Source organism: Pseudomonas sp. NBRC 111124, assembly GCF_001320245.1.
Classification (GTDB): domain Bacteria; phylum Pseudomonadota; class Gammaproteobacteria; order Pseudomonadales; family Pseudomonadaceae; genus Aquipseudomonas.
Genome location: NZ_BCBA01000021.1, coordinates 36378 through 59726, shown reverse-complemented (window position 1 = coordinate 59726; position 23349 = coordinate 36378). Strand labels below are relative to the sequence as shown.

The following is a 23349-nucleotide window of genomic DNA, read 5'->3' as shown; positions in this document are numbered from 1 at the left end:
GCCGGCCTCTTCGCGGGCACGCCCGCTCCCACAGATGCCGCACTGATTTCAGATCCACTGCTGTACCTGTGGGAGCGGGCGTGCCCGCGAAGAATTCAGCGCCGTCCATGAAGGTATGAAATTCCCCTCCACTCAGATGGCAAATGGCCTACGCTGTGCTTGTCTGGGTTGATCCAAGCCTTATCTGCTCTGCGACAGGGACTAAATGAAGGGAAATCGCACTCAAGAAGCGCCAAGGTTGGTAGGTATCATCTGGCCCTTCATCGCCGTTGTCGTGTTCCAGGTATTGCTGGGTAGCCTCAGCCTTTATGCATTGTCGGCGGTCCGCGCTTACGTGGCCGGCGAAAGCCTTTGGTCCAAGGCGCAGAAAGACGCCATCTATTACCTCAACCTGTATGCCGATGACCGCGACGAGCGCACCTATCAGCGCTACCGCCAGGTAATGGCCGTGCCCCAGGGCGATCACGAGCTGCGCGAACTGCTGGACCAGGCCAGCCCGGACCTGGAAGGCGCCCGCCTGGCCGTGCTGCAGGGCGGCAACCACCCGGACGATGTCGACCGCATCATCTGGTTCTACCGCAACTTCCGCCAGATCAGCTACATGCAGACGGCAATCGAATACTGGAACATCGGCGACGACTACCTGCGCAAGCTCGATGTGCTGGCCGGTGAGATGCACGATGGTTTCGCCTCAGGGCAGGCCAGCGCCGCCCAGCTCAACGAGTGGAAGGGTCGCATCGTTGCGATTAACGAAGGCGTGACGCCGGCTGCCAAGGCCTTCAGTGATGCCTTGGGCGAAGGCTCGCGGATGCTGCTGCGGGTGCTGCTGGTCACCAACCTGCTGACCGCACTGTTTCTCATCACGATAGCCTGGCGCCGTTCGAGCAAGCTGCTGGCTCAGCGCCAGGCCTTTGCCAATGCCCTGCGGGCGGAGAAAGAGCGGGCGCAGATCACCCTCGAGGCGATTGGTGACGCGGTGATCACCGCCGATGTCGAGGGCAATATCGGCTACATGAACCCTGCGGCCGAGCAGTTGACCCACTGGCAGTCCGGCCAGGCGCTTGGCCTGCCGCTGGGGGCGCTGTTCAGCCTGCTCGACGAGCAGGAGGAGGGCGAAGGGTGCTCGCTGGTCGAGCAGGTGCTTAGTGGCAGCCTCAAGGGCGGCGCCGAGCATGCTCGGCTGATTCAGCGCCTGGATGGCAGCACGGTGTCGGTCAACCTGGTCGGCTCGCCGATCATCAATAACGACCAGGTGGCCGGTATCGTGCTGGTGCTGCACGACATGACCCAGGAGCGGCAGTACATCGCCAACCTGTCGTGGCAGGCCACCCATGACGCCTTGACTGGCCTGGCCAACCGCCGCGAATTCGAATACCGCCTGGAACAGGCACTCAACGGCCTTGTGCGCCAGGCCGGGCGGCACTCGCTGATGTTCCTCGACCTCGACCAGTTCAAGCTGGTCAACGACACCAGTGGCCATGCGGCCGGTGACGAGTTGCTCAGGCACATCTGTGCGGTGCTGCAGTCGGGGCTGCGCGAAGGCGATACCCTGGCCCGCCTGGGGGGCGACGAATTCGGCGTGCTGCTGGAAAACTGCCCGGCCGAACAAGCCGAGCGCATCGGCGAAAACCTGCGCCAAGCCGTGCAGAGCCTGCATTTCGTGTGGAAGGGCAGGCCGTTTGTGACCACCGTGAGTATTGGCCTGGTGCACATGGCCCAGGCGCCGGCCACGCTGGAGGCCTCGTTGCGGGCTGCCGACATGGCCTGCTACATGGCCAAGGAAAAGGGCCGTAACCGGGTGCAGGTGTACCACGCTGACGACAGCGAGCTGTCCATGCGCTTTGGCGAGATGGCCTGGATCCAGCGGCTGCATGTGGCCCTGGAGGAAAACCGCTTCTGCCTGTATTGCCAGGAAATCGCCGCCCTGAAGGCCATTGAAGGCCCGGGCCACATCGAGATCCTGCTGCGCTTGCACGACGAAAGCGGCCGCACCATCCTTCCGGACAGTTTCATCCCGGCCGCCGAGCGCTATGGCCTGATGACGGCCCTGGACCGTTGGGTGGTGCGCAGCGTGTTCCAGGTCATCCGCCAATGCCTGGACGAGGGCCGCGATGGGCCACTGGCGATGTGCGCGATCAACCTTTCGGGCACCAGTATCGGCGACGACAAGTTTCTCGACTACCTGCAGCGGTTGTTCGTCGAATATGCCATTCCGCCGCGGATGATCTGCTTCGAAATCACCGAGACCAGTGCCATTGCCAACCTGGGCAGCGCCATCCGCTTCATCAATGAATTGAAGGGGCTGGGTTGCAAGTTCTCCCTGGACGACTTCTGTGCCGGGATGTCGTCATTTGCCTATTTAAAACATTTACCCGTCGACTTCTTGAAGATCGACGGAAGTTTTGTCAAAGATATGCTCGACGACCCGGTCAACCGTGCCATGGTCGAGGTGATCAATCACATCGGGCATGTCATGGGCAAGCGGACCATTGCCGAGTTCGTCGAAACACCGTTGATCGAGCAGGCCTTGCAGGAGATCGGCGTGGATTACGCCCAGGGCTATCTGATTGAACGACCGCAGGTGTTCACTTGCGACAGTCTGCAGCGCCAACGGATTGCTGCGCGGCCCTTGCTGCATCGGGCGCCAGGTACTTTTCGCTGAAAACACGTCCGCAAAATCACAAGGATCAAGGAGCTGAAAGTGATTGATGCATTCGTACGTATCGGGCCCTTGATGGACCCCGCCAGTTACCCTCAGTGGGCCCAGCAGCTGATAGAGGACTGCCGTGAAAGCAAGCGGCGGGTAGTTGAGCATGAGTTCTATCAGCGCCTGCGCGACGGCGAGCTGCGCCAGTCGACCATCCGCCAGTACCTGATCGGTGGCTGGCCGGTGGTCGAGCAGTTTTCCCTGTACATGGCCCATAACCTGACCAAGACCCGCTATGCCCGCCACCCCGGCGAGGACATGGCGCGGCGCTGGCTGATGCGCAACATCCGCGTCGAGCTCAACCATGCCGACTACTGGGTGAACTGGTGCCATGCCCATGGCGTGCACCTGCACGACCTGCAGGCCCAGGATGTTCCGCCGGAGCTCAATGGCCTGAACGACTGGTGCTGGCGCGTGTGCACCACCGAGTCACTGGCGATTGCCATGGCGGCGACCAACTATGCGATCGAGGGTGCGACCGGTGAGTGGTCGGCGGTGGTGTGCGCCGAGGACACCTATGCCATGGGCTTCCCGGAAGACCAGCGCAAGCGGGCGATGAAGTGGCTGAAGATGCATGCCCAGTACGATGATGCGCACCCGTGGGAGGCGCTGGAGATCATCTGCACGCTGGCGGGCGAGAACCCGACCCTGGGGCTGCGCAACGAGCTGCGCAAGGCGATCTGCAAGAGTTACGACTGCATGTACCTGTTCTTGGAGCGGTGCATGCAGCTGGAAGGCCGGCAGCAAGGGCGCATGCGCCCGGCATTGGCTGCGGGCTGACATTTCTGGGGCCGCTTTGCGGCCCTATCACGACACAAGGCCGCTCCTACAGGAGGTTGCATATCCCTGTAGGAGCGGCCTTGTGTCGCGATAGGGCTGCAAAGCAGCCCCGGCAATTTCGAGCCTTACTGAGCGTTGAGCGCCTGCCCGTTCACCGCTTTGCTATCCGGCCCCATCAGGTACAGATAGACCGGCATGATTTCTTCCGGCAGCGGGTTGTTCTGCGGGTTCTCGCTCGGGTAAGCCTGCGCCCGCATTGCCGTGCGCGTGGCGCCTGGGTTGATGCTGTTGGAGCGCACCGGCGCCACACCTTCCAGCTCATCGGCCAAGGTCTGCATCAGCCCTTCGGTGGCGAACTTCGAGACCCCGTAGGCACCCCAGTAGGCCCGGCCCTTGCGCCCGACGCTGCTGGAGGTGAACACCACCGAAGCGTCCTCAGACAACTTGAGCAGCGGCAGCAGGGTGCTGGTGAGCATGAAGGTGGCGTCGACGTTGATGTGCATCACGCGCATGAAGTTGTCGCCCGACAGTTGTTCCAGCGGCGTGCGCGGGCCGATGATCGAAGCATTGTTGAGCAGGCCGTCGAGGCGGCCGAACTGCTCCTCGATCATCACCGCCAGCTCGTCGTACTGGTGGGGCAAGGCGGTTTCCAGGTTGAACGGGATCACCACCGGCTGCGGGTGGCCGGCGGCCTCGATCTGGTCGTAGACCTCGTTGAGGTTGGCCTCGGTCTTGCCCAGCAGCAGCACGGTGGCGCCTAGCGCGGCATAGGCCTTGGCGGCGGCGGCGCCGATGCCGCGGCCGGCACCGGTGACCAGGATGACGCGGCCGGCGAGCAGGCCGGGGCGGGCGGTGTAGTCGAACATTGAAATTTCCCTGTGTTCGTGAGGGCGAATGCGATCCCTGTGGGAGCGGGCGAGCCCGCGAACACGGGCGCAGCCCGTGCCAGCCACCGAGGTGTCTGCTTCGCGGGCTTGCCCGCTCCCACAGGGTCAGCCGTCAGTCGTTATGGATCAGCAGCCGCACAGGGCGCTGTCGATCACCTTGCGCAGCTCCAGTGGGTGGTCCACCACCACATCGGCGCCCCAGTTGTTCGGGTTGTCCTCTGGATGAATATAGCCGTAGCGCACCGCGGCCGTGCGGGTGCCAGCGTCGCGGCCGGATTCGATGTCGCGCAGGTCGTCACCGACGAACAGCACGCTGGCCGGATCCAGGTCCAGGGTTTTGCAGGCGAGGATCAGCGGCTCAGGGTCGGGCTTGCTGTTCTTCACGTGGTCCGGGCAGATCAGCAGGGCCGAACGCTCGGCCAGGCCCAACTGCTGCATGATCGGCTCGGCGAAGCGCACCGGCTTGTTGGTCACCACGCCCCACAGCAGGTTGCCTTTTTCGATGTCGGCCAGCAGCTCGCCCATGCCGTCGAATAGCTTGCTGTGCACCGCGCAGTCACGCTGGTAGCGCTCGAGGAACTCCAGGCGCAGGGCCTCGAAGCCTTCGGCCTCGGGGTTCATGGCGAAGGTTGCTGCCACCATGGCGCGGGCGCCGCCGGAGATCACGTCGCGGATCAGCTGGTCATCGATGGCCGGCAGGCCGCGCTCGGCGAGCATGGCCTGGCAGATGGCGATGAAGTCCGGCGCCGTGTCCAGCAGGGTGCCGTCCATGTCGAAGAGTACTGCTCGCAAACGCATGCTCATTCCTCGCGCAGTGTCTGGATCATGTAGTTGACGTCAACGTCGCTGCTCAGCTTGTAGTGCTTGGTCAGCGGGTTGTAGGTCAGGCCGATGATGTCCTTGACCTCGAGGCCGGCGACGCGGCTCCAGGCGCCGAGCTCGGACGGGCGGATGAACTTCTTGAAGTCGTGGGTGCCGCGCGGCAGCATCTTGAGGATGTACTCGGCGCCGACGATGGCCAGCAGATAGGCCTTGGGGTTGCGGTTGATGGTCGAGAAGAACACCTGGCCGCCGGGCTTGACCATGCGGTAGCAGGCGCGGATGACCGAGGACGGGTCAGGCACGTGCTCGAGCATCTCCAGGCAGGTGACCACGTCGAACTGCTCGGGCATCTCTTCGGCCAGGGCTTCGGCGGTGATCTGCCGGTATTCGACCTCGACGCCCGATTCCAGTTGGTGCAGCTGGGCAACGGCCAGTGGTGCTTCGCCCATGTCGATGCCGGTGACGGTAGCGCCACGCAAGGCCATGGCCTCGCTGAGGATGCCCCCGCCGCAGCCGACGTCCAGCACCTTCTTGCCCGCCAGGCCGACGCGCTCGTCGATCCAGTTGACGCGCAGCGGGTTGATGTCGTGCAGCGGCTTGAACTCGCTTTCACGGTCCCACCAGCGGTGGGCCAAGGCTTCAAACTTGGCGATTTCGGCGTGGTCGACGTTGCTCATTGAACAATCCTCTGGAACTTGCACTTCAAATGGGGCGCAGTATACCCGAGCGTCTGCGGCCGAGGGTCGCTATAATCGCCGGCTTTTGATATCCGAACGACGGGGAGAGGCGATGCGCGAGCGACTTTTGGCGGCGGAGAAGGTGACCGGGATGCGCTGGCACGGCGGCGCCCTGCACCTGCTCGACCAGCGCCTGCTGCCGTCGGAAGAACGCTGGCTGACCTGCGACAATGTCGCGCAGGTGGTGGCGGCAATCCGCGACATGGCCGTGCGCGGCGCTGCAGCCATTGGCATTGCTGCGGCCTACGGCCTGGTCCTGGCTCTGGAAGAGCGCCTGGCCCAGGGCGGCGACTGGGAAATGGACCTGGAAGAGGACTTCCTCAGCCTGGCCGAAGCCCGGCCGACCGCAGCCAACCTGTTCTGGGCGCTGAACCGCATGCGTGAGCGCCTGCTGCGGGTACGCGGCGAAGAAAACGTGCTGGCAGTGCTGGAGGCCGAAGCGATTGCCATCCATGAAAGCGATCGCGAAGCCAACCTGACCATGGCCCAGCACGGCATCGAGCTGATCCGTCGCCACCAGGGCAATGCGCAGACCTTGCTGACCTACGGCAACGCCGGCGCCCTGGCCAGTGGCGGGATCGGCACGGCGCTTGGGGTGATTCGCGCCGGTTATCTGGAGGGCATGGTGGAGCGGGTGTATGCCGGCGAAACCCGCCCCTGGCTGCAAGGCTCGCGCCTGACGGCCTGGGAGCTGGCCAACGAAGGCATCCCGGTGACCCTGTGCGCTGATTCGGCGCTGGCCCACCTGATGAAGACCAAAGGCATCACCTGGGTGGTGGTCGGCGCCGACTGCATCGCCGCCAATGGCGATGTGGCGAGCAAGATCGGCACTTACCAGCTGGCCGTCAGTGCCATGCACCACGGCGTGCGCTTCATGGTGGTGGCGCCGAGCACCAGCATTGACCTGAACCTGGCCACCGGTGAGGATATCCCGCTGGAAGAACGCGAGGCCGATGAGTTGCTGGATTACGCCGGTACCCGTGTGGCGCCGCAGGTCGAGGCCTTCAATCCGGTGTTCGACGTGACCCCGGCCGACCTGATCGACGTGATCGTGACCGAGCGCGGCATCGTCGAGCGGCCGGATACCGCCAAGCTAGCCCAGTTGATGTGTCGCAAGCGGTTGCATTGATCTTTTCTTGCGCCGGCCCTTTCGGGGCGTCGAACCGCCGCGAAGAGGCCGGCGCAGGTGATGAAATTCTGAAGATTCACACCGGCTTGCAGCAACCTGCCACATCTCCCCACCGCCCCGCCTTTGTGATAACATCCGGCAGTTTCCAAGACCGCCCACGAAGGCGGCCTTCATTGCGCAGATCCATGCAACAACTCATTGATTTGTCGTAAGTCGTCGCACCCCTATGCGTTGCGGCGGCGAGCTTCGTTCGGCCCTTGATGGAGCTGCGAAGTTTCACCAGAAAAAGGAATCAGGCTTCTCATGGGCGAACTGGCCAAAGAAATCCTCCCGGTCAATATCGAAGACGAACTGAGACAGTCTTACCTCGACTACGCGATGAGCGTGATTGTCGGGCGAGCGCTGCCCGATGCGCGTGATGGCTTGAAGCCCGTGCATCGTCGCGTCCTCTATGCGATGAGCGAACTGGGCAACGACTGGAACAAACCGTACAAGAAATCCGCCCGTGTGGTCGGTGACGTGATCGGTAAGTACCACCCGCACGGCGACACTGCGGTCTACGACACCATCGTGCGTATGGCCCAGCCGTTCTCGCTGCGCTATTTGCTGGTCGACGGTCAGGGCAACTTCGGTTCGGTCGACGGCGACAACGCCGCGGCGATGCGATACACCGAAGTGCGCATGACCAAGCTGGCCCACGAACTGCTGGCCGACCTGCACAAAGAGACTGTTGACTGGGTGCCCAACTATGACGGCACCGAGCAGATCCCGGCGGTCATGCCGACCCGCATCCCGAACCTGCTGGTCAACGGTTCCAGCGGTATCGCCGTGGGCATGGCGACCAACATCCCGCCACACAACCTCGGTGAAGTCATCGACGGTTGCCTGGCGCTGATCGACAACCCGGAAGTCACCATCGATGAGCTGATGCAGTTCATCCCGGGCCCTGATTTCCCGACTGCCGGCATCATCAACGGCCGCCAGGGCATCATCGAGGCCTACCGCACCGGCCGTGGCCGCATCTACATGCGCGCCCGCTCCGAGATCGAAGACATCGACAAGGTCGGTGGCCGCCAGCAGATCGTCATCACCGAGCTGCCGTACCAGCTGAACAAGGCCCGCCTGATCGAGAAGATCGCCGAGCTGGTCAAAGAGAAGAAAATCGAAGGCATCACCGAGCTGCGCGACGAGTCCGACAAGGACGGCATGCGCATCGTCATCGAGCTGCGCCGCGGCGAGGTGCCGGAGGTGGTGCTCAACAACCTCTACCAGCAGACCCAGCTGCAGAGCGTGTTCGGCATCAACGTGGTTGCCCTGGTCGACGGTCGTCCACGCCTGCTCAACCTCAAGGACCTGCTCGAAGCGTTCGTCCGTCACCGCCGTGAAGTGGTGACCCGCCGTACCGTGTTCGAGCTGCGCAAGGCCCGTGAACGTGGCCATATCCTTGAAGGTCAGGCAGTCGCGCTGTCCAACATCGACCCGGTCATCGCCCTGATCAAGGCCTCGCCGACGCCGTCCGAAGCCAAGGAAGCCCTGGTGTCCACGCCATGGGAATCCAGCGCCGTGCAGGTCATGGTCGAGCGCGCCGGCGCCGATTCCTGCCGTCCTGAAGACCTGCCGGAGCAGTATGGCCTGCATGATGGCAAGTACTTCCTGTCGCCGGAACAGGCCCAGGCCATCCTCGATCTGCGCCTGCACCGCCTGACCGGCCTGGAGCACGAGAAGCTGCTGGCCGAGTACCAGGAGATCCTGGAGCAGATCGGCGAGCTGATCCGCATCCTCAGCAGCGCCCAGCGCCTGATGGAAGTGATCCGCGAGGAACTGGAAGCGATCCGTTCCGAGTACGGCGATGCCCGTCGCACCGAAATCCTCAATGCCAGCCACGACCTCAACTACGGCGACATGATCCCGGAAGAAGAGCGCGTGGTGACCATTTCCCATGGTGGTTATGCCAAGACCCAGCCATTGTCCGCTTACCAGGCCCAGCGCCGCGGCGGCAAAGGCAAGTCGGCGACCGGTGTGAAGGACGAGGACTACATCGAGCACCTGCTGGTCGCCAACAGCCACGCCACGCTGCTGCTGTTCTCCAGCAAGGGCAAGGTGTACTGGAAGAAGACCTACGAGATCCCTGAAGCATCCCGTGCTGCCCGCGGCCGCCCGCTGGTCAACCTGCTGCCGCTGGAGGAGGGTGAGCGCATCACCGCCATGCTGCAGATTGACCTCGAAGCGCTGCAGCAGAACGCCGACCTCGACGAAGAGCTGGAAGAGGCTGACGACACCGTGCTCGAAGGGGAGCTGGTAGAAGCCGAAGAAGTCGACGAAGAAGACGGCGACACCCCTGAATGGGTTGCAGAGCCGACCGGCGCGTACATCTTCATGGCCACTGCCTCGGGTACCGTCAAGAAGACCCCGCTGGTGCAGTTCGCCCGTCCGCGCTCCAACGGCCTGATCGCCCTGAAGCTCAAGGAAGGCGACACCCTGATTGCCGCCGCCATCACTGACGGCGCCAAGGAAGTCATGATGTTCTCCGACGCCGGCAAGGTCATCCGCTTCGCCGAGAGCGTGGTCCGTGAAATGGGCCGTACTGCTCGCGGTGTGCGCGGTATGAGGCTGGGTAAAGGTCAGCAGATCATCTCGATGCTGATCCCCGAGTCCGGCTCGCAGATCCTCACCGCTTCCGAGCGTGGTTTTGGCAAGCGCACGCCGCTGTCCAAGTTCCCGCGCCGCGGCCGCGGTGGCCAGGGTGTGATCGCCATGGGTACCAAAGGGCGCAATGGTCTGCTGATCGGCGCCATCCAGGTGCAGGAAGGCGAAGAGATCATGCTGATTTCCGACCAGGGCACGCTGGTGCGTACCCGGGTTGGCGAGGTGTCCAGCCTCAGCCGTAATACTCAGGGCGTGACCCTGATCAAGCTGGCTGCCGATGAGACACTGGTGGGGCTGGAGCGTATCCAGGAGCCCTCCGAGGAAGAGCTCGATGAAGTGATCGAGACGGACGAGGAGGGCGTCGATGCCGGCGCGCCGGATGCGGCAGACGATGAAGCTGCAGGCGCCGAAGAGGCTCCGCAGGAATAAGCAAGCGTAAACCCGAGCGGGGCGACCAAGGTCGCCCCGTTTGACTGATAAGAGCAGAGCGAGAGTGGATGTGAGCAAACGAGCCTTTAACTTCTGCGCAGGCCCTGCCGCGCTTCCTGACGCTGTGTTGCAGCGTGCCCAGGCCGAGATGCTGGACTGGAACGGCAAGGGCTTGTCGGTGATGGAAATGAGCCATCGCAGCGACGACTACGTGGCCATCGCCGAAAAGGCCGAGCAGGACCTGCGTGACCTGCTGTCCGTCCCCTCCAACTACAAGGTCCTGTTCCTGCAGGGCGGTGCCAGCCAGCAGTTCGCCGAAATCCCGCTGAACCTGCTGCCGGAAAACGGCACTGCCGACTACGTCGAAACCGGTATCTGGTCGAAAAAGGCCATCGAAGAAGCGCGCCGCTTCGGCACCGTCAACGTTGCCGCCAGCGCCAAGCCTTACGATTACCTGGCCATCCCTGGCCAGAACGAGTGGAAGCTGACCAAGAACGCTGCCTACGTCCACTATGCGTCCAACGAGACCATTGGTGGCCTGCAGTTCGACTGGGTTCCTGAAACCGGCGACGTCCCGCTGGTGGTCGACATGTCCTCCGACATCCTCTCGCGCCCGATCGACGTCTCGCAGTACGGCATGATCTACGCCGGTGCACAGAAGAACATCGGCCCGAGCGGCCTGGTGGTGGTGATCGTCCGTGAAGACCTGCTCGGTCGAGCCCGCAGCAGCTGCCCGACCATGCTCGATTACAAGGTCGCGGCTGACAATGGCTCGATGTACAACACCCCGGCCACCTATTCCTGGTATCTCTCGGGCCTGGTGTTCGAGTGGCTCAAGGCGCAAGGTGGCGTCGAAGCCATGGAGCAGCGCAACCGCGCCAAGAAAGACCGCCTGTACGGCTTCATCGACGCCAGCGAGTTCTACACCAACCCGATCGCGCACAACGCCCGGTCGTGGATGAACGTGCCGTTCCGCCTGGCTGACGAGCGCCTGGACAAGGCCTTCCTGGCTGGCGCCGACGCCCGTGGCCTGCTCAACCTCAAGGGCCACCGTTCGGTCGGCGGCATGCGCGCCTCGATCTACAACGCCCTGGGCCTTGAAGCAGTAGAAGGCCTGGTGGCCTACATGGCCGAATTCGAGAAGGAGCACGGCTGATGTCCGAACAGGAACTCAAAGCCCTGCGCGTTCGCATCGACAGCCTCGACGAGAAGATCCTCGAGCTGATCAGCGACCGCGCCCGCTGCGCTGAAGAAGTGGCGCGGGTCAAGACGGCTTCGCTGCCTGAGGGCGAAAAGCCGGTGTTCTACCGCCCAGAGCGTGAAGCCGCCGTGCTCAAGCGCGTGATGGAGCGCAACAAGGGGCCGCTGGGCAACGAAGAGATGGCGCGGCTTTTCCGCGAAATCATGTCGTCCTGCCTGGCCCTGGAGGAGCCACTCAAGGTTGCCTACCTCGGCCCTGAGGGTACCTTCACCCAGGCGGCGGCGATGAAGCACTTCGGCCACGCCGTGGTCAGCCGCCCGATGGCGGCCATCGACGAAGTGTTCCGTGAAGTGGCGGCCGGTGCCGTCAACTTCGGCGTGGTGCCGGTGGAAAACTCCACCGAGGGCGCGGTCAGTCACACCCTGGACAGCTTCCTCGAGCACGACATGGTGATCTGCGGCGAAGTCGAGCTGCGCATCCACCACCATCTGCTGGTGGGCGAGAACACCAAGACCAACAGCATCACCCGCATCTACTCCCACGCCCAGTCGCTGGCCCAATGCCGCAAGTGGCTGGACGCGCATTACCCGAACGTCGAGCGCGTGGCTGTGTCGAGCAATGCTGAGGCGGCCAAGCGGGTCAAGGGCGAGTGGAACTCGGCGGCGATCGCCGGCGACATGGCGGCCAACCTGTATGGGCTGACCCGTCTGGCTGAAAAGATCGAAGACCGCCCGGACAACTCCACGCGCTTCCTGATGATCGGTCAGCAGGAAGTGCCGCCGACCGGCGACGACAAGACCTCGATCATCGTCTCGATGAGCAACAAGCCAGGTGCGCTGCATGAGCTGCTGGTGCCGTTTCACGAGAACGGCATCGACCTGACCCGTATCGAAACCCGCCCATCGCGCAGCGGCAAGTGGACGTACGTGTTCTTCATCGACTTCGTCGGCCACCACCGCGACCCGCTGATCAAGGCGGTGCTGGAGAAGATCAGCCAGGAGGCCGTGGCGCTCAAGGTGCTGGGTTCCTATCCAAAGGCAGTGCTTTGATTCAGGGGCTTTGGGGCTGCTGCGCAGCCCTTCGCGGGGCAAGCCCGCTCCTACAATGATTCGCAACCCCTTGTAGGAGCGGGCTTGCCCCGCGAAGGGGCGCGCAGCGGCCCCAGTCGGCCTCACAGACTGCCAAGATTTCTGAACAGGGTTCGCACCAGTGGTAAATGCAGCAAACACCAAACCCGCGCCAATCATCAATCGCCTGGTCGTGGTCGGCCTCGGCCTGATCGGCGGTTCCTTCGCCAAGGGCCTGCGTGAAAGCGGCCTGTGCCGTGAAGTGGTCGGCGTCGACCTTGACGCTCCGTCGCGCAAGCTGGCCGTGGACCTGGGCGTAGTCGACCGCTGCGAAGCCGACCTCGCCACCGCCTGTGTCGGCGCCGATGTCATCCAGCTCGCCGTGCCGATCCTGGCCATGGAAAAGGTATTGGCTCGCCTGGCCCGGCTCGACCTCGGCGACGCGATCATCACCGACGTCGGCAGCGCCAAGGGCAATGTCGTGCGCGAGGCTCGTGCCGTTTTTGTAAACGAGAGCAGCCAGCGCCTGCCGCGCTTCGTGCCCGGCCACCCGATCGCCGGCTCCGAGCAGAGTGGGGTAGAGGCCGCCAACGCCACCCTGTTCCGTCGTCACAAAGTCATCCTCACGCCCCTGGAAGAAACCGACCCGGCCGCCCTGGCGTTGGTCGATCGCCTGTGGCGCGCACTGGATGCCGATGTCGAGCACATGCCGGTGGAGCGCCATGACCAAGTGCTGGCCGCCACCAGCCACTTGCCCCACCTGCTGGCCTTCGGCTTGGTCGATTCGCTGGCCAAGCGCAATGAAAACCTCGACATCTTCCGGTACGCTGCGGGAGGTTTCCGCGATTTCACACGAATCGCCGGCAGCGACCCGACCATGTGGCACGACATCTTCCTCGCCAACCGCGAGGCTGTCCTGCGCACCCTGGACACATTTCGCAGCGACCTCGACGCCTTGCGCGACGCGGTCGATGCTGGGGACGGGCACCAGCTGCTGGGTGTTTTCACCCGTGCACGCGTTGCCCGCGAGCATTTCAGTAAAATCCTGGCCCGCCGGGCCTATGTGGACGCTATGAACGCCAACGATCTGATTTTCCTGGCCCAACCGGGTGGCCGCCTGACCGGGCGAATCCGCGTACCGGGCGACAAGTCGATTTCCCACCGTTCGATCATGCTCGGCTCGCTGGCCGAAGGCACGACCGAAGTCGAAGGTTTCCTCGAAGGCGAGGACGCCCTGGCGACCCTGCAGGCATTCCGCGACATGGGTGTCGTCATTGAAGGCCCGAACCACGGCCGCGTGACCATCCATGGCGTTGGCCTGCACGGTCTCAAGCCGCCGCCTGGTCCGCTGTATGTCGGCAACTCCGGCACCTCGATGCGCCTGCTCTCCGGCCTGCTGGCCGGCCAGCCGTTCGACGTCACCATGACCGGCGATGCCTCGCTGTCCAAGCGCCCGATGAACCGTGTGGCCAACCCGCTGCGGGAAATGGGCGCTGTGGTCGAAACCGGCCCTGACGGCCGTCCGCCGCTGACCATTCGCGGTGGCAGCAAGCTCAAGGGGCTGACCTACACGCTGCCGATGGCCAGCGCCCAGGTCAAATCCTGCATCTTGCTGGCCGGCCTGTACGCCGATGGCAAGACCACCGTTACTGAGCCTGCGCCGACCCGTGACCATACCGAGCGCATGCTGCGCGGTTTCGGCTACTCGGTCGAAAGCAACGGCCCGGTCGCCTCACTGCAGTCCGGTGGCAAACTCACCGCCACCCGTATCGAAGTGCCGGCTGACATCTCGTCGGCGGCGTTCTTCCTGGTCGCTGCATCGATTGCCGAAGGCTCCGAGCTGGTGCTCGAACACGTCGGCATCAACCCGACCCGTACCGGCGTGATCGACATCCTGCGCCTGATGGGCGGCGACATCACCCTGGAGAACCAGCGTGAAGTCGGCGGCGAGCCAGTGGCCGACCTGCGCGTGCGTGGCGCCAGGCTGAAGGGCATCGACATCCCTGAAGAGCTGGTCCCGCTGGCCATCGACGAATTCCCGGTGCTGTTCGTTGCCGCCGCCTGCGCCGAAGGGCGTACCGTGCTGCGTGGCGCCGAAGAACTGCGGGTGAAAGAATCCGACCGCATCCAGGTCATGGCCGACGGCCTGATTACCCTGGGCATCAAATGCGAGCCGACCCCGGACGGCATCATCATCGAGGGTGGCCAGCTTGGCGGTGGCGAAGTGCACGGTCACGGCGACCACCGTATCGCCATGGCCTTCAGCGTCGCTTCGCTGCGTGCCAGCGCGCCGATCCGCATCCATGACTGCGCCAACGTCGCCACCTCGTTCCCGAACTTCCTCAAACTGTGCGCCGATGTCGGTATCCGCGTCGCCGAAGAGGGCAAAGCGTGAATACCCAGGTACCGGTCATCACCATCGACGGCCCAAGCGGCTCCGGTAAAGGCACGGTCGCCGGATTGCTGGCCCGCGAGCTCGGTTGGCACCTGCTGGACTCGGGCGCGCTTTACCGGTTGTTGGCCTTCAATGCCAGCAACCACGGCGTCGACCTGACCAACGAAGAGCTGCTGACCAAGCTTGCCGCCCATCTGGACGTGCAATTCATTGCCGCCCAGCCCGGTAAGCTTCAGCAGACCATCCTTGAAGGTGAGGACGTCAGCCAGGTCATCCGTACCGAAACCGTCGGTGCCGGTGCTTCGATGGTCGCTTCGCTGCCGGCAGTGCGTGACGCGCTGCTGGAGCGTCAGCGGGCATTCCGGGAAATGCCAGGCCTGATCGCAGACGGTCGCGACATGGGCACTGTGGTGTTTCCGGACGCGCCGCTGAAGGTCTTCCTCACCGCCAGTGCCGAGGAGCGTGCCCGTCGCCGCTACCTGCAGTTGAAGGGCAAAGGTGAAGATGTTAGTCTGTCGAGTCTGCTAGATGACATTCGTGCGCGCGATGAGCGTGACACCCAGCGTGCAGTGGCCCCGCTGAAACCAGCGGCCGATGCCATTCAGCTGGACTCTACCGAGTTGTCCATCGAGCAGGTGCTGCAACGTATCAGAAGCGAGCTCGCCCAGCGCGACTTGGTCTGATAGCCAGGAGAGCAGGCAGGGGCACCAGTCAACGTCCTGCCGGCTTTCCTTTACTTAAAACAAACCCACATTGTCTGGAATGTGGCGAGGGGCGTATGTTTCGCCCGAATCTACAGGAATTAAAATGAGCGAAAGCTTTGCAGAACTCTTTGAAGAAAGCCTGAAAACCCTCAATCTTCAGCCGGGTGCCATCATCTCCGGTATCGTTGTCGACATCGACGGCGACTGGGTTACCGTACACGCTGGCCTGAAGTCCGAGGGCGTCATCCCGCTCGAGCAGTTCTACAACGAAGCTGGCGAGCTGACCATCAAGGTCGGTGACGAAGTTCACGTTGCGCTGGACGCGGTCGAAGACGGCTTTGGCGAAACCAAGCTGTCCCGTGAAAAAGCCAAGCGCGCCGAGTGCTGGATTGTTCTGGAAGCAGCTTTCGCCGCCGAAGAAGTGGTCAAGGGCGTTATCAACGGTAAGGTTAAGGGCGGCTTCACTGTCGACGTTAACGGCATCCGTGCGTTCCTGCCGGGCTCCCTGGTAGATGTCCGCCCAGTGCGCGACACCACCCACCTGGAAGGCAAAGAGCTGGAATTCAAGGTCATCAAGCTGGACCAGAAGCGCAACAACGTTGTCGTTTCCCGTCGCAGCGTGCTGGAAGCCGAGAACTCCGCCGAGCGCGAAGCCCTGCTGGAAACCCTGCAGGAAGGCCAGCAAGTCAAAGGTATCGTCAAGAACCTCACCGACTACGGCGCATTCGTGGACCTGGGCGGTATCGACGGTCTGCTGCACATCACCGACATGGCTTGGAAGCGCATCAAGCACCCATCGGAAATCGTTAACGTTGGCGACGAAGTCGACGTACGCGTTCTGAAGTTCGACCGTGAGCGCAACCGCGTTTCGCTGGGTCTGAAGCAGATGGGCGAAGATCCGTGGGTCGCTATCACTGCACGTTACCCAGAAGGTACCCGTGTACAGGCTCGCGTTACCAACCTGACCGACTACGGCTGCTTCGCTGAGCTGGAAGAAGGCGTTGAAGGTCTGGTACACGTTTCCGAAATGGACTGGACCAACAAGAACATCCACCCGTCGAAAGTCGTTCAGGTTGGCGACGAAGTGGAAGTCATGGTTCTGGACATCGACGAAGAGCGTCGTCGTATTTCCCTGGGCATCAAGCAGTGCAAGTCCAACCCATGGGAAGACTTCTCCGGCCAGTTCAACAAGGGTGACAAGATCACCGGTACCATCAAGTCGATCACCGACTTCGGTATCTTCATCGGTCTGGACGGCGGCATCGACGGTCTGGTTCACCTGTCCGACATCTCCTGGAACGAAACCGGCGAAGAAGCCGTACGTCGTTTCAAGAAGGGCGACGAGCTGGAAACCGTCATCCTGTCGGTTGACCCAGAGCGCGAGCGCATCTCCCTGGGCATCAAGCAGCTGGAAGACGATCCGTTCTCCAACTTCGTTGCTGTCAACGACAAGGGCGCTATCGTCAAGGGCATCGTGAAAGAAGTTGACGCCAAAGGCGCCATCATCACCCTGGCCGACGACATCGAAGCCACTCTGAAAGCTTCCGAAATCAGCCGTGACCGCGTTGAAGACGCGCGTAACGTCCTGAAGGAAGGCGAAGAGATCGAAGCCAAGATCATCAGCGTTGACCGCAAATCGCGTGTCATCAGCCTGTCGATCAAGTCGAAAGACGACGCTGAAGAGCGTGAAGCCATCCAGAGCCTGAAAAACGCTCCGGAAGCGGCTGCCGACACCACCATGGCCGCGCTGCTGCGCGAAGCTATGGCCAAGCAGAACTGAGTTCTGTTTGATCGGTAAAAAGGGGTGGCCTTCGGGCCACCCTTTTTTTTGCCTGCTATTTCGTCAGGTTCGTTTGCTGTGGGCCGGTTTAACGCTGCGTCAAGCCATCGAGAACACGGGCGAAGCCCGTGCCCGTTGAGGTCAGCGAACCGCTGTTTGTTCGCGTGGTGCGCCGGCTGCCGAGTTAGCCCCCAAGGTTTTGAGGTCTGCCGCCGAAGGTGTGAACGTGACGGTATAGCGACTCAGGTCGCTTTCGTTTCGCTGGAAATGCACGGCGACTCGCTTGCCTTGCCATGAGATGGTCTTCATTTCATAGGAGGCGCCCGAGCTTAACTGGATCCGACGGCTTAGGCTTGAGCTAGGTTGCCCCAGGGTATCGGTCAGAAAATCATTGACCAATTCGAGGCTGCTGGAGTTGCCAGTCAGCATCAGCTGGCTGACAGCGCCATCTTTCACGGCTGCGAAAAGCTGGTATCCAGAACTGATCGGAAGGTAGGGTAATCCGTGAATCTCATACTTGTCAGGATCCGTGGTGCTTGTCCGGCATAGCGTCGCTTGGCGGGGACTGCTGTCAGGGCATTCAGGGACCTGGGTTTTGAAGTCGCCCTGAAACGGAACGCCGAGAAACGCTGATGGCTCATCGTCCCAAGGTTGTGGCTGGCCGCCGGATTGAGCAAAGCTGACAGGGGTGCTTAAGAGGGTCGCAAGTGCGAGCGAAAAGGGGGAGATCCGCATAAACGATCCTTGTGAGTACGACTCAACGAGCAAGGTAAGTTAGGTGTTTTGCAATCCGCTTTAAGTCAGATCAAAGCAGATACGTCCTACTCGCGATTATGACAAATCCTACAAGGCTTAGGTGGGTCGCGCTGACGATTTTCATGTATACGCTGGCGACCTTTCCGGTTTGTGACATGAATACTGTCTGCGGCAAGAGCTGGCCTGGCAGCTAGAAGCGGGGGGGGGGGGGGCGGCTCTTATTTCTTATCCTTCCAATCTTGAATTTTTTTATTAAGTCAAGAACCACCCTGTTCAAATCCCTCCGAGCGTGCTACAAACTGATTAAGCAATGATCTAGCTGCTTGATAACGAAGGGAAAAATATGACGAAGTCGGAGCTGATCGAACGTATTGTCACCCATCAGGGGCTGCTCTCGTCCAAGGACGTAGAGTTGGCCATCAAGACCATGCTTGAACAGATGTCCCAGTGCCTGGCCACCGGAGATCGCATCGAGATCCGAGGTTTCGGCAGTTTTTCCCTGCACTATCGCGCGCCACGGGTGGGTCGCAACCCGAAAACCGGACAGTCGGTTGAGCTCGAAGGCAAGTTCGTGCCGCATTTCAAACCTGGCAAAGAGCTGCGCGATCGGGTCAATGAAGAAGAGCACGAGCACACTTGAGGCCGGAGGAGCAGTCTGATGCGTAACCTGAAGCGCGCCCTGGCGGCGCTGTTCGTTCTGCTGTTGGCGGCTGTGGTGCTGTTCTTCGTGCTGGAGAATCAGCAGGCCGTATCCCTAGTACTCTTCGGTTGGTCGGCGCCGGCATTGCCGGTGGCTGTGCCTGTACTTGCCGCCCTGGTGGTGGGCTTGGCTGTCGGTCCGCTGCTCGGCGCTTACGGCGTCCAGCGCAGCAAGCGGAAGATTCGCGCGTCGGCACGCCAAGCGGTGCTCAACGGCAATTGATGAAAATGCCTACAGCTTTGTAGGAATGCATCACCTATGCACGCAGCCGGTGAAATGGAGTAATACGCATCCATTCAGCAGCCCGGCGAGCGTGCGGCACCATGCAATTCCCCAGCATTTTCCATCACGGTGGCGCCCGTGGCGTAACCGGGTCTTGCCACCGGCTCCATCTGGATTCGACTACTAGTCTGCTAGTGGATTGTGGTCTGGAGCAGGGCGCGGAGGCGCCCGCGGGGGCGGGTTCGCTGCCTCCCGACTTTACAGTACAGGGTATCCAGGCCCTGGTGATCACCCATGTGCACCTCGACCATGTCGGGCGAATCCCGGCACTGCTCGCCGCTGGCTATCGTGGCCCGATCCTTTGCAGTGAACCATCGGCAAAGTTGCTGCCGCTTGTCCTGGAGGATGCCTACAAGCTGACCATCAGCAGCGAGCCTGCTCAGGTGGCGCGATACCTTGAGATTATCGATAGCCTGGTAGTGCCTGTGGCTTTTGGTCGTTGGCACTCGGTAGTCGAAAAATCCGAGCTCAAGTGCATGATCCGCTTACAGCGTGCCGGGCATTTGCTGGGCTCCGCTTATGTGGAGTGCGATGTCCAGGTGGCCGGCAACAATCAACGTATCGTCTTCTCCGGCGACCTTGGCCACGAAGGTAATCCCCTGTTACGCCAGGTACAACCACCGGAGCGAGCTGATGTACTGGTGCTGGAAAGCACCTACGGTGACCGCCTTCATCCGGATCGCAGTGATCGCCAGCAGCAGCTCGAGCGGGTTATCGATCGCGCGCTGCAGGACCGTGGCACCATCCTCATTCCCGCGTTCAGCCTGGGACGCACCCAGGAGTTGTTGTTCGAACTCGAAGATATCCTCCACCGCAAGGCATTGCTTGGCGACCCTGCTGTGGTGCAGGGCGATGACACCTATGCATGGTCGCAGCTACCCATTATTCTCGACTCGCCACTGAGCCAGCGTATTACGAGTGTCTATCGGCAGTTGCATCACTACTGGAATGACGAGGCCAGTGCGCGGGTGAGTCAGGGGCGCGACCCGCTTGGGTTCGGTCAGCTGGTGTGTATCGATACGCACGCCCGCCACCGGCAGGTGGTGAATTACCTGAAGAGCACCGGGCGGCCGGCGATTGTCATTGCTGGGAATGGGATGTGCTCGGGTGGGCGGATTGTCGCCTATCTCAAGGCAATGCTGGCGGATCCGCGGCATGAGATTGTATTTGTTGGCTACCAGGCCAAGGGCACTCCTGGGGCTGTGATCCAGGCTAGTGAAGGTGCGGAAGGGTTTGTGCAGATTGATCTGGATGGTGAGCTCTATGAGATCCGGGCCAAGGTGGCTTCGCTGGGAGGCTATTCAGGGCATGCGGATCAGGCGGGGTTGGTTGAATTTGCGCAGGGTTGTAATGCACGGCAGGTAGTGTTGGTGCATGGGGAGGGGCGGGCGAAGCAGACGCTGGCACGAGTGTTGAGGGAAGCGTTTGCAGCGGCGGGAAGTGAGCTGAGCGTCACGATTGCCGAATGACCATTGGGCAGGAAGCGGGTATTCTGACAAAAAAGTGAGGAACTTCCTTAGGTCGGGTCTCTCTACTACTGATTAATGCGAAGGCATTGAAATATCGCAGGCAGGTTGGCAAATTGCCGCTACGCTGGACCCGAGAGGGGGGAGGGCCTTGCGGCTTGGTGGTGACCCCCTCTGTTGACGCAATCAGACGGACCCAAGGAAAAAAAGACTAAATGCGCAATGAACGCGAGCGCCTAAGTGGTGGTGATGAGATTGACCTGGTTGAGCTTGTGCAGGGGGTTTGGCGGCAAAAGCTTTGGGTGGCGATAGTTGCGGTGCCGGTGATTGGTTTGGCTTTGGCTTATGTGATGCTTGCGTCTCCGGTGTATGAGGCGAAGCTTTACATTCGGCCCCCTACTCAAAATGAGATTGCACAGCTGAATTTCGGCCGAGGGGAGGGTACGGGGCTGGCCCCGATGAGCGCCAAGGATGTATACAGCATTTACATGAAGGCGCTTCAATCTGAAGCGGTGCGCGACAAGTTCTTCCGAAATGCCTTTCTTCCCACGCTAACCCAAGATGAGCGTCAGGGGTCGCGTGATGCGTTGTACGCCCAATTCAACGGCATGTTGACGGTAGCTTTGGCGGCGAGGGACATGCCTGATCGGTATGTTATTACCGCTAGTCTTGAGGATCCGCGGCTAGCTGCGATATGGGTGTCCAACTATGCCGAAATGGCCGCAGAGCGGGCGAAGGATGAGCTGTTAAGCGGTACTCGCAGCGACATATCAATCATGGCCGATAACCTTGAGCAACAGATTCGGGCTTCGCGTGCCAGTGCGGGTAATCAACGCAACGACCAGATTGCGCAGCTTAAAGAAGCCTTGAGGATTGCGAAATCTATAGGTTTGGAAAAGCCCCCGATCATCTCAAACACCTTGTCCGGCGAGGTCTCTGCTGGCATGGGGGGCGCTCTCATGTACATGCGTGGTGCAAAGGCGCTGGAGGCTGAAATTGCCAACCTCGAAGCTCGGTTATCGAATGATCCCTACATTCCAGGTCTGCGCGAGAGGCAAGAAAAGCTTAATTTTATGCGCAACCTGAAAATTGACCCTTCGTTGGTCGCTATGTATCAGCAGGATGGCGCAGTGTCTCCGCCGGATAAGCCTGTAAAGCCGCGCAAGGCAACCATCCTGCTGCTTGCCGCGCTGGTAGGTATCGGTATGGGTGTGTGTGTAGCGACCGGTCGCGAGCTGTGGCTCAGGCGGCGACATATCGAGTGATTGAACTTGGCTAGCTAAAGCAGGTCGCGTGGCGTTGTTGTTAACCACAGAAGGTGCAACAATGCACCCTCGCCGCCGATGACATGGATAGCTGGAAGAGGGTGCACGAAGCGCTTGACTGCCCTGCCTGTCTTGGGTAATACCACCATTAGCTTGCAGGCACATCATTTTGAGTATTGATCCTCGTGACCCTTACGTGGCCGCTTCTCGCGAAGTAGACCTCTTTGGTCTTTTCCGTACTATCTGGCATAGGCGCGTGTTCATCCTCGCAATGGGGATGGTTTTTGCGATCATTGGAGTCGCACTGGCCTATGTTATTCCTCCCGTATATGAAGCCTCTACCACCTTGCGTCCAGTTGAACTCAATCAACTGGATGCGTTAAATCGCTCGAAAATTTACTCGCTGCCTCCGGCAGAAGCGTTGAAAAGGGTTGGTGCAAGGCTGGACTCCTACAGTGCAAGGTTAAATTTTTTTCGAGCCAGGCCTGATCTGATCAAAGTCTTCCAGGGTGAGGGGCAAAGTATTGAGCAGGCCTTTCAGGAGTTTAATAGTTCCACGCTTAGTGTGGTTCTGGCTGACCCAAAAAAGACCGATTTGTTAAGCGAATTCATTGGCTTGAAGATGCATTATGGGAAAGATATTAATGGCGCGGCAGTCCTCAATGATTTCGTAGATTATGCCATTGAGCAGGAGCGGATCCAGCTGTCCAGGGATATGCAGGTCATTTTGTCCAATCGCTTGCTCGAGGTAGATGCAAAGCTGAACTCCGCACTTTCTGAATACCGGGCTGGAAACGAGGGGCGTATCGCTCGGCTCGAGGAAGATGACGCGATCAGGCGTGCACAACTGGATGATGAGCTCAAGGCATTGCGTGTGCAATTGAAGCTGCAGCGCCAAGCACGTTTGGCAGAGCTTGATGAGGCTATATCTATTGCCGGTAGCCTGGGATTGAAGAAGCCATCTACACCATCACAGATGGCTGATGAAGTCTCCGCCAGTGGTAATATCATCCGTACCGAAGTTAATGGTCGACCGGTTCCATTGTACTTCATGGGCACCGAGGTGCTAGTGGCCGAGCGAGCAGCCTTGCTCAAGCGTACGTCTGACGATTTTGTTGAGCCGAGAATCGGCCAGATTCGTAAAGAACTCATCCTGCTCTCCAATAATCGCAGTGTGGAGGCTATTAAGGCGCGCGCAAATGAGCGAGATTTCCTCCAGGGCGTTGAAGCATTGCGGGTTGAGCGTGCTCGCCTGCAGTCCATTGACACTCAAATGCTTGGCTTGCATCTGGTTAGTATCGACCAGCGAGCGGTGGCTTCTGCTAAACCGATAAAACCACGTAAGGCATTTGTTGTGGGGATTGCATTGATAGGTGGTCTCCTTCTAGGGATGGTCATTGCTTTGGTGCGAGCATCTTTCAAGAGTCATATGCGTCAAATGCGTACACTGAGACTAGGTGACGCTGTCGCGCCCGTATTGCCTAAGGACCTTTCGCGTCAGGGCGGAACATTGTTGTCGGAGGCTCAGAGTAGACCTTCGAATGGATGATGGTATTTTGACGGCCTTCTGCTTGTCGATTTCGGGGTAAAACACCG

General features: G+C 60.9%; 18 protein-coding genes. 14 read left to right on the top strand and 4 right to left on the bottom strand.

The features are described 5' to 3' along the window. Nucleotides 1–205: 205 nt before the first annotated feature. Both APH28_RS10180 and APH28_RS10175 read left to right on the top strand, forming a co-directional pair. Entirely contained in the window at nt 206–2662 is a 2457-nt protein-coding gene (locus APH28_RS10180; RefSeq protein ID WP_060508977.1) for an EAL domain-containing protein, read from the top strand. Nucleotides 2663–2701: 39 nt separating this feature from the next. Next, nucleotides 2702–3487: a TenA family transcriptional regulator gene (locus tag APH28_RS10175; RefSeq protein WP_060508975.1), complete on the top strand. Its 786-nt coding sequence runs from the start codon at nt 2702–2704 to the stop codon at nt 3485–3487. A gap of 125 nt (nt 3488–3612) precedes the next feature. Here APH28_RS10175 and APH28_RS10170 read toward each other — a convergent pair whose 3' ends face one another. From APH28_RS10170 to ubiG, 3 genes are all read right to left on the bottom strand, one after another. Then, nucleotides 3613–4353, bottom strand: coding sequence for a YciK family oxidoreductase (locus APH28_RS10170; protein WP_060508973.1), 741 nt, complete (start codon nt 4351–4353; stop codon nt 3613–3615). A gap of 147 nt (nt 4354–4500) precedes the next feature. Next, a complete protein-coding gene (gene mupP / locus APH28_RS10165; protein ID WP_060508971.1) occupies nt 4501–5172 on the bottom strand; it encodes an N-acetylmuramic acid 6-phosphate phosphatase MupP in 672 nt (223 codons plus the stop codon). A 2-nt stretch (nt 5173–5174) separates the two neighbouring features. Then, entirely contained in the window at nt 5175–5873 is a 699-nt protein-coding gene (gene ubiG, locus APH28_RS10160; RefSeq protein ID WP_027918179.1) for a bifunctional 2-polyprenyl-6-hydroxyphenol methylase/3-demethylubiquinol 3-O-methyltransferase UbiG, read from the bottom strand. A 112-nt stretch (nt 5874–5985) separates the two neighbouring features. Here ubiG and mtnA point away from each other — a divergent pair, with 112 nt between their 5' ends. The 7 genes from mtnA to rpsA all read left to right on the top strand — a co-directional run bounded on the left by mtnA (nt 5986) and on the right by rpsA (nt 17284). Then, a complete protein-coding gene (mtnA, locus tag APH28_RS10155) occupies nt 5986–7062 on the top strand; it encodes an S-methyl-5-thioribose-1-phosphate isomerase (protein WP_060508969.1) in 1077 nt (358 codons plus the stop codon). 303 nt (nt 7063–7365) lie between these two features. Next, nucleotides 7366–10137 carry a DNA gyrase subunit A gene (gene gyrA / locus APH28_RS10150; RefSeq protein WP_060508967.1) on the top strand — a complete coding sequence of 924 codons (2772 nt, stop codon included), beginning with the start codon at nt 7366–7368 and terminating at the stop codon, nt 10135–10137. Nucleotides 10138–10207: 70 nt separating this feature from the next. After that, nucleotides 10208–11293, top strand: a complete 1086-nt coding sequence (gene serC / locus APH28_RS10145; RefSeq protein WP_060509057.1) for a 3-phosphoserine/phosphohydroxythreonine transaminase — start codon at nt 10208–10210, stop codon at nt 11291–11293. Further along, nucleotides 11293–12387, top strand: coding sequence for a prephenate dehydratase (gene pheA, locus APH28_RS10140; RefSeq protein ID WP_060508965.1), 1095 nt, complete (start codon nt 11293–11295; stop codon nt 12385–12387). Before serC ends, pheA begins: the two co-directional genes overlap by 1 nt. A 160-nt stretch (nt 12388–12547) precedes the next feature. Further along, complete coding sequence (locus APH28_RS10135) at nt 12548–14800, top strand: bifunctional prephenate dehydrogenase/3-phosphoshikimate 1-carboxyvinyltransferase (RefSeq protein ID WP_060508962.1); 2253 nt, start codon at nt 12548–12550, stop codon at nt 14798–14800. After that, entirely contained in the window at nt 14797–15483 is a 687-nt protein-coding gene (gene cmk, locus APH28_RS10130) for a (d)CMP kinase (protein WP_060508960.1), read from the top strand. The genes APH28_RS10135 and cmk overlap by 4 nt, the downstream gene beginning before the upstream one ends. A 124-nt stretch (nt 15484–15607) precedes the next feature. Beyond that, entirely contained in the window at nt 15608–17284 is a 1677-nt protein-coding gene (gene rpsA / locus APH28_RS10125; protein ID WP_027918186.1) for a 30S ribosomal protein S1, read from the top strand. A 141-nt stretch (nt 17285–17425) separates the two neighbouring features. Here the strand turns inward: rpsA and APH28_RS10120 are convergent, their stop codons facing one another. Next, nucleotides 17426–18019: a hypothetical protein gene (locus APH28_RS10120; protein WP_060508959.1), complete on the bottom strand. Its 594-nt coding sequence runs from the start codon at nt 18017–18019 to the stop codon at nt 17426–17428. 364 nt (nt 18020–18383) lie between these two features. Here APH28_RS10120 and ihfB point away from each other — a divergent pair, with 364 nt between their 5' ends. The 5 genes from ihfB to APH28_RS10095 all read left to right on the top strand — a co-directional run bounded on the left by ihfB (nt 18384) and on the right by APH28_RS10095 (nt 23302). Beyond that, nucleotides 18384–18680 carry an integration host factor subunit beta gene (gene ihfB, locus APH28_RS10115; RefSeq protein ID WP_054886605.1) on the top strand — a complete coding sequence of 99 codons (297 nt, stop codon included), beginning with the start codon at nt 18384–18386 and terminating at the stop codon, nt 18678–18680. A gap of 18 nt (nt 18681–18698) precedes the next feature. Further along, entirely contained in the window at nt 18699–18962 is a 264-nt protein-coding gene (locus tag APH28_RS10110) for a LapA family protein (protein ID WP_027918188.1), read from the top strand. Between the two features lie 101 nt (nt 18963–19063). After that, complete coding sequence (locus APH28_RS10105) at nt 19064–20491, top strand: MBL fold metallo-hydrolase RNA specificity domain-containing protein (RefSeq protein ID WP_060508957.1); 1428 nt, start codon at nt 19064–19066, stop codon at nt 20489–20491. Nucleotides 20492–20703: 212 nt separating this feature from the next. Next, a complete protein-coding gene (locus APH28_RS10100) occupies nt 20704–21753 on the top strand; it encodes an LPS O-antigen chain length determinant protein WzzB (protein ID WP_060508955.1) in 1050 nt (349 codons plus the stop codon). Between the two features lie 169 nt (nt 21754–21922). Next, a complete protein-coding gene (locus tag APH28_RS10095) occupies nt 21923–23302 on the top strand; it encodes a Wzz/FepE/Etk N-terminal domain-containing protein (protein WP_256249023.1) in 1380 nt (459 codons plus the stop codon). Nucleotides 23303–23349 lie beyond the last annotated feature (47 nt).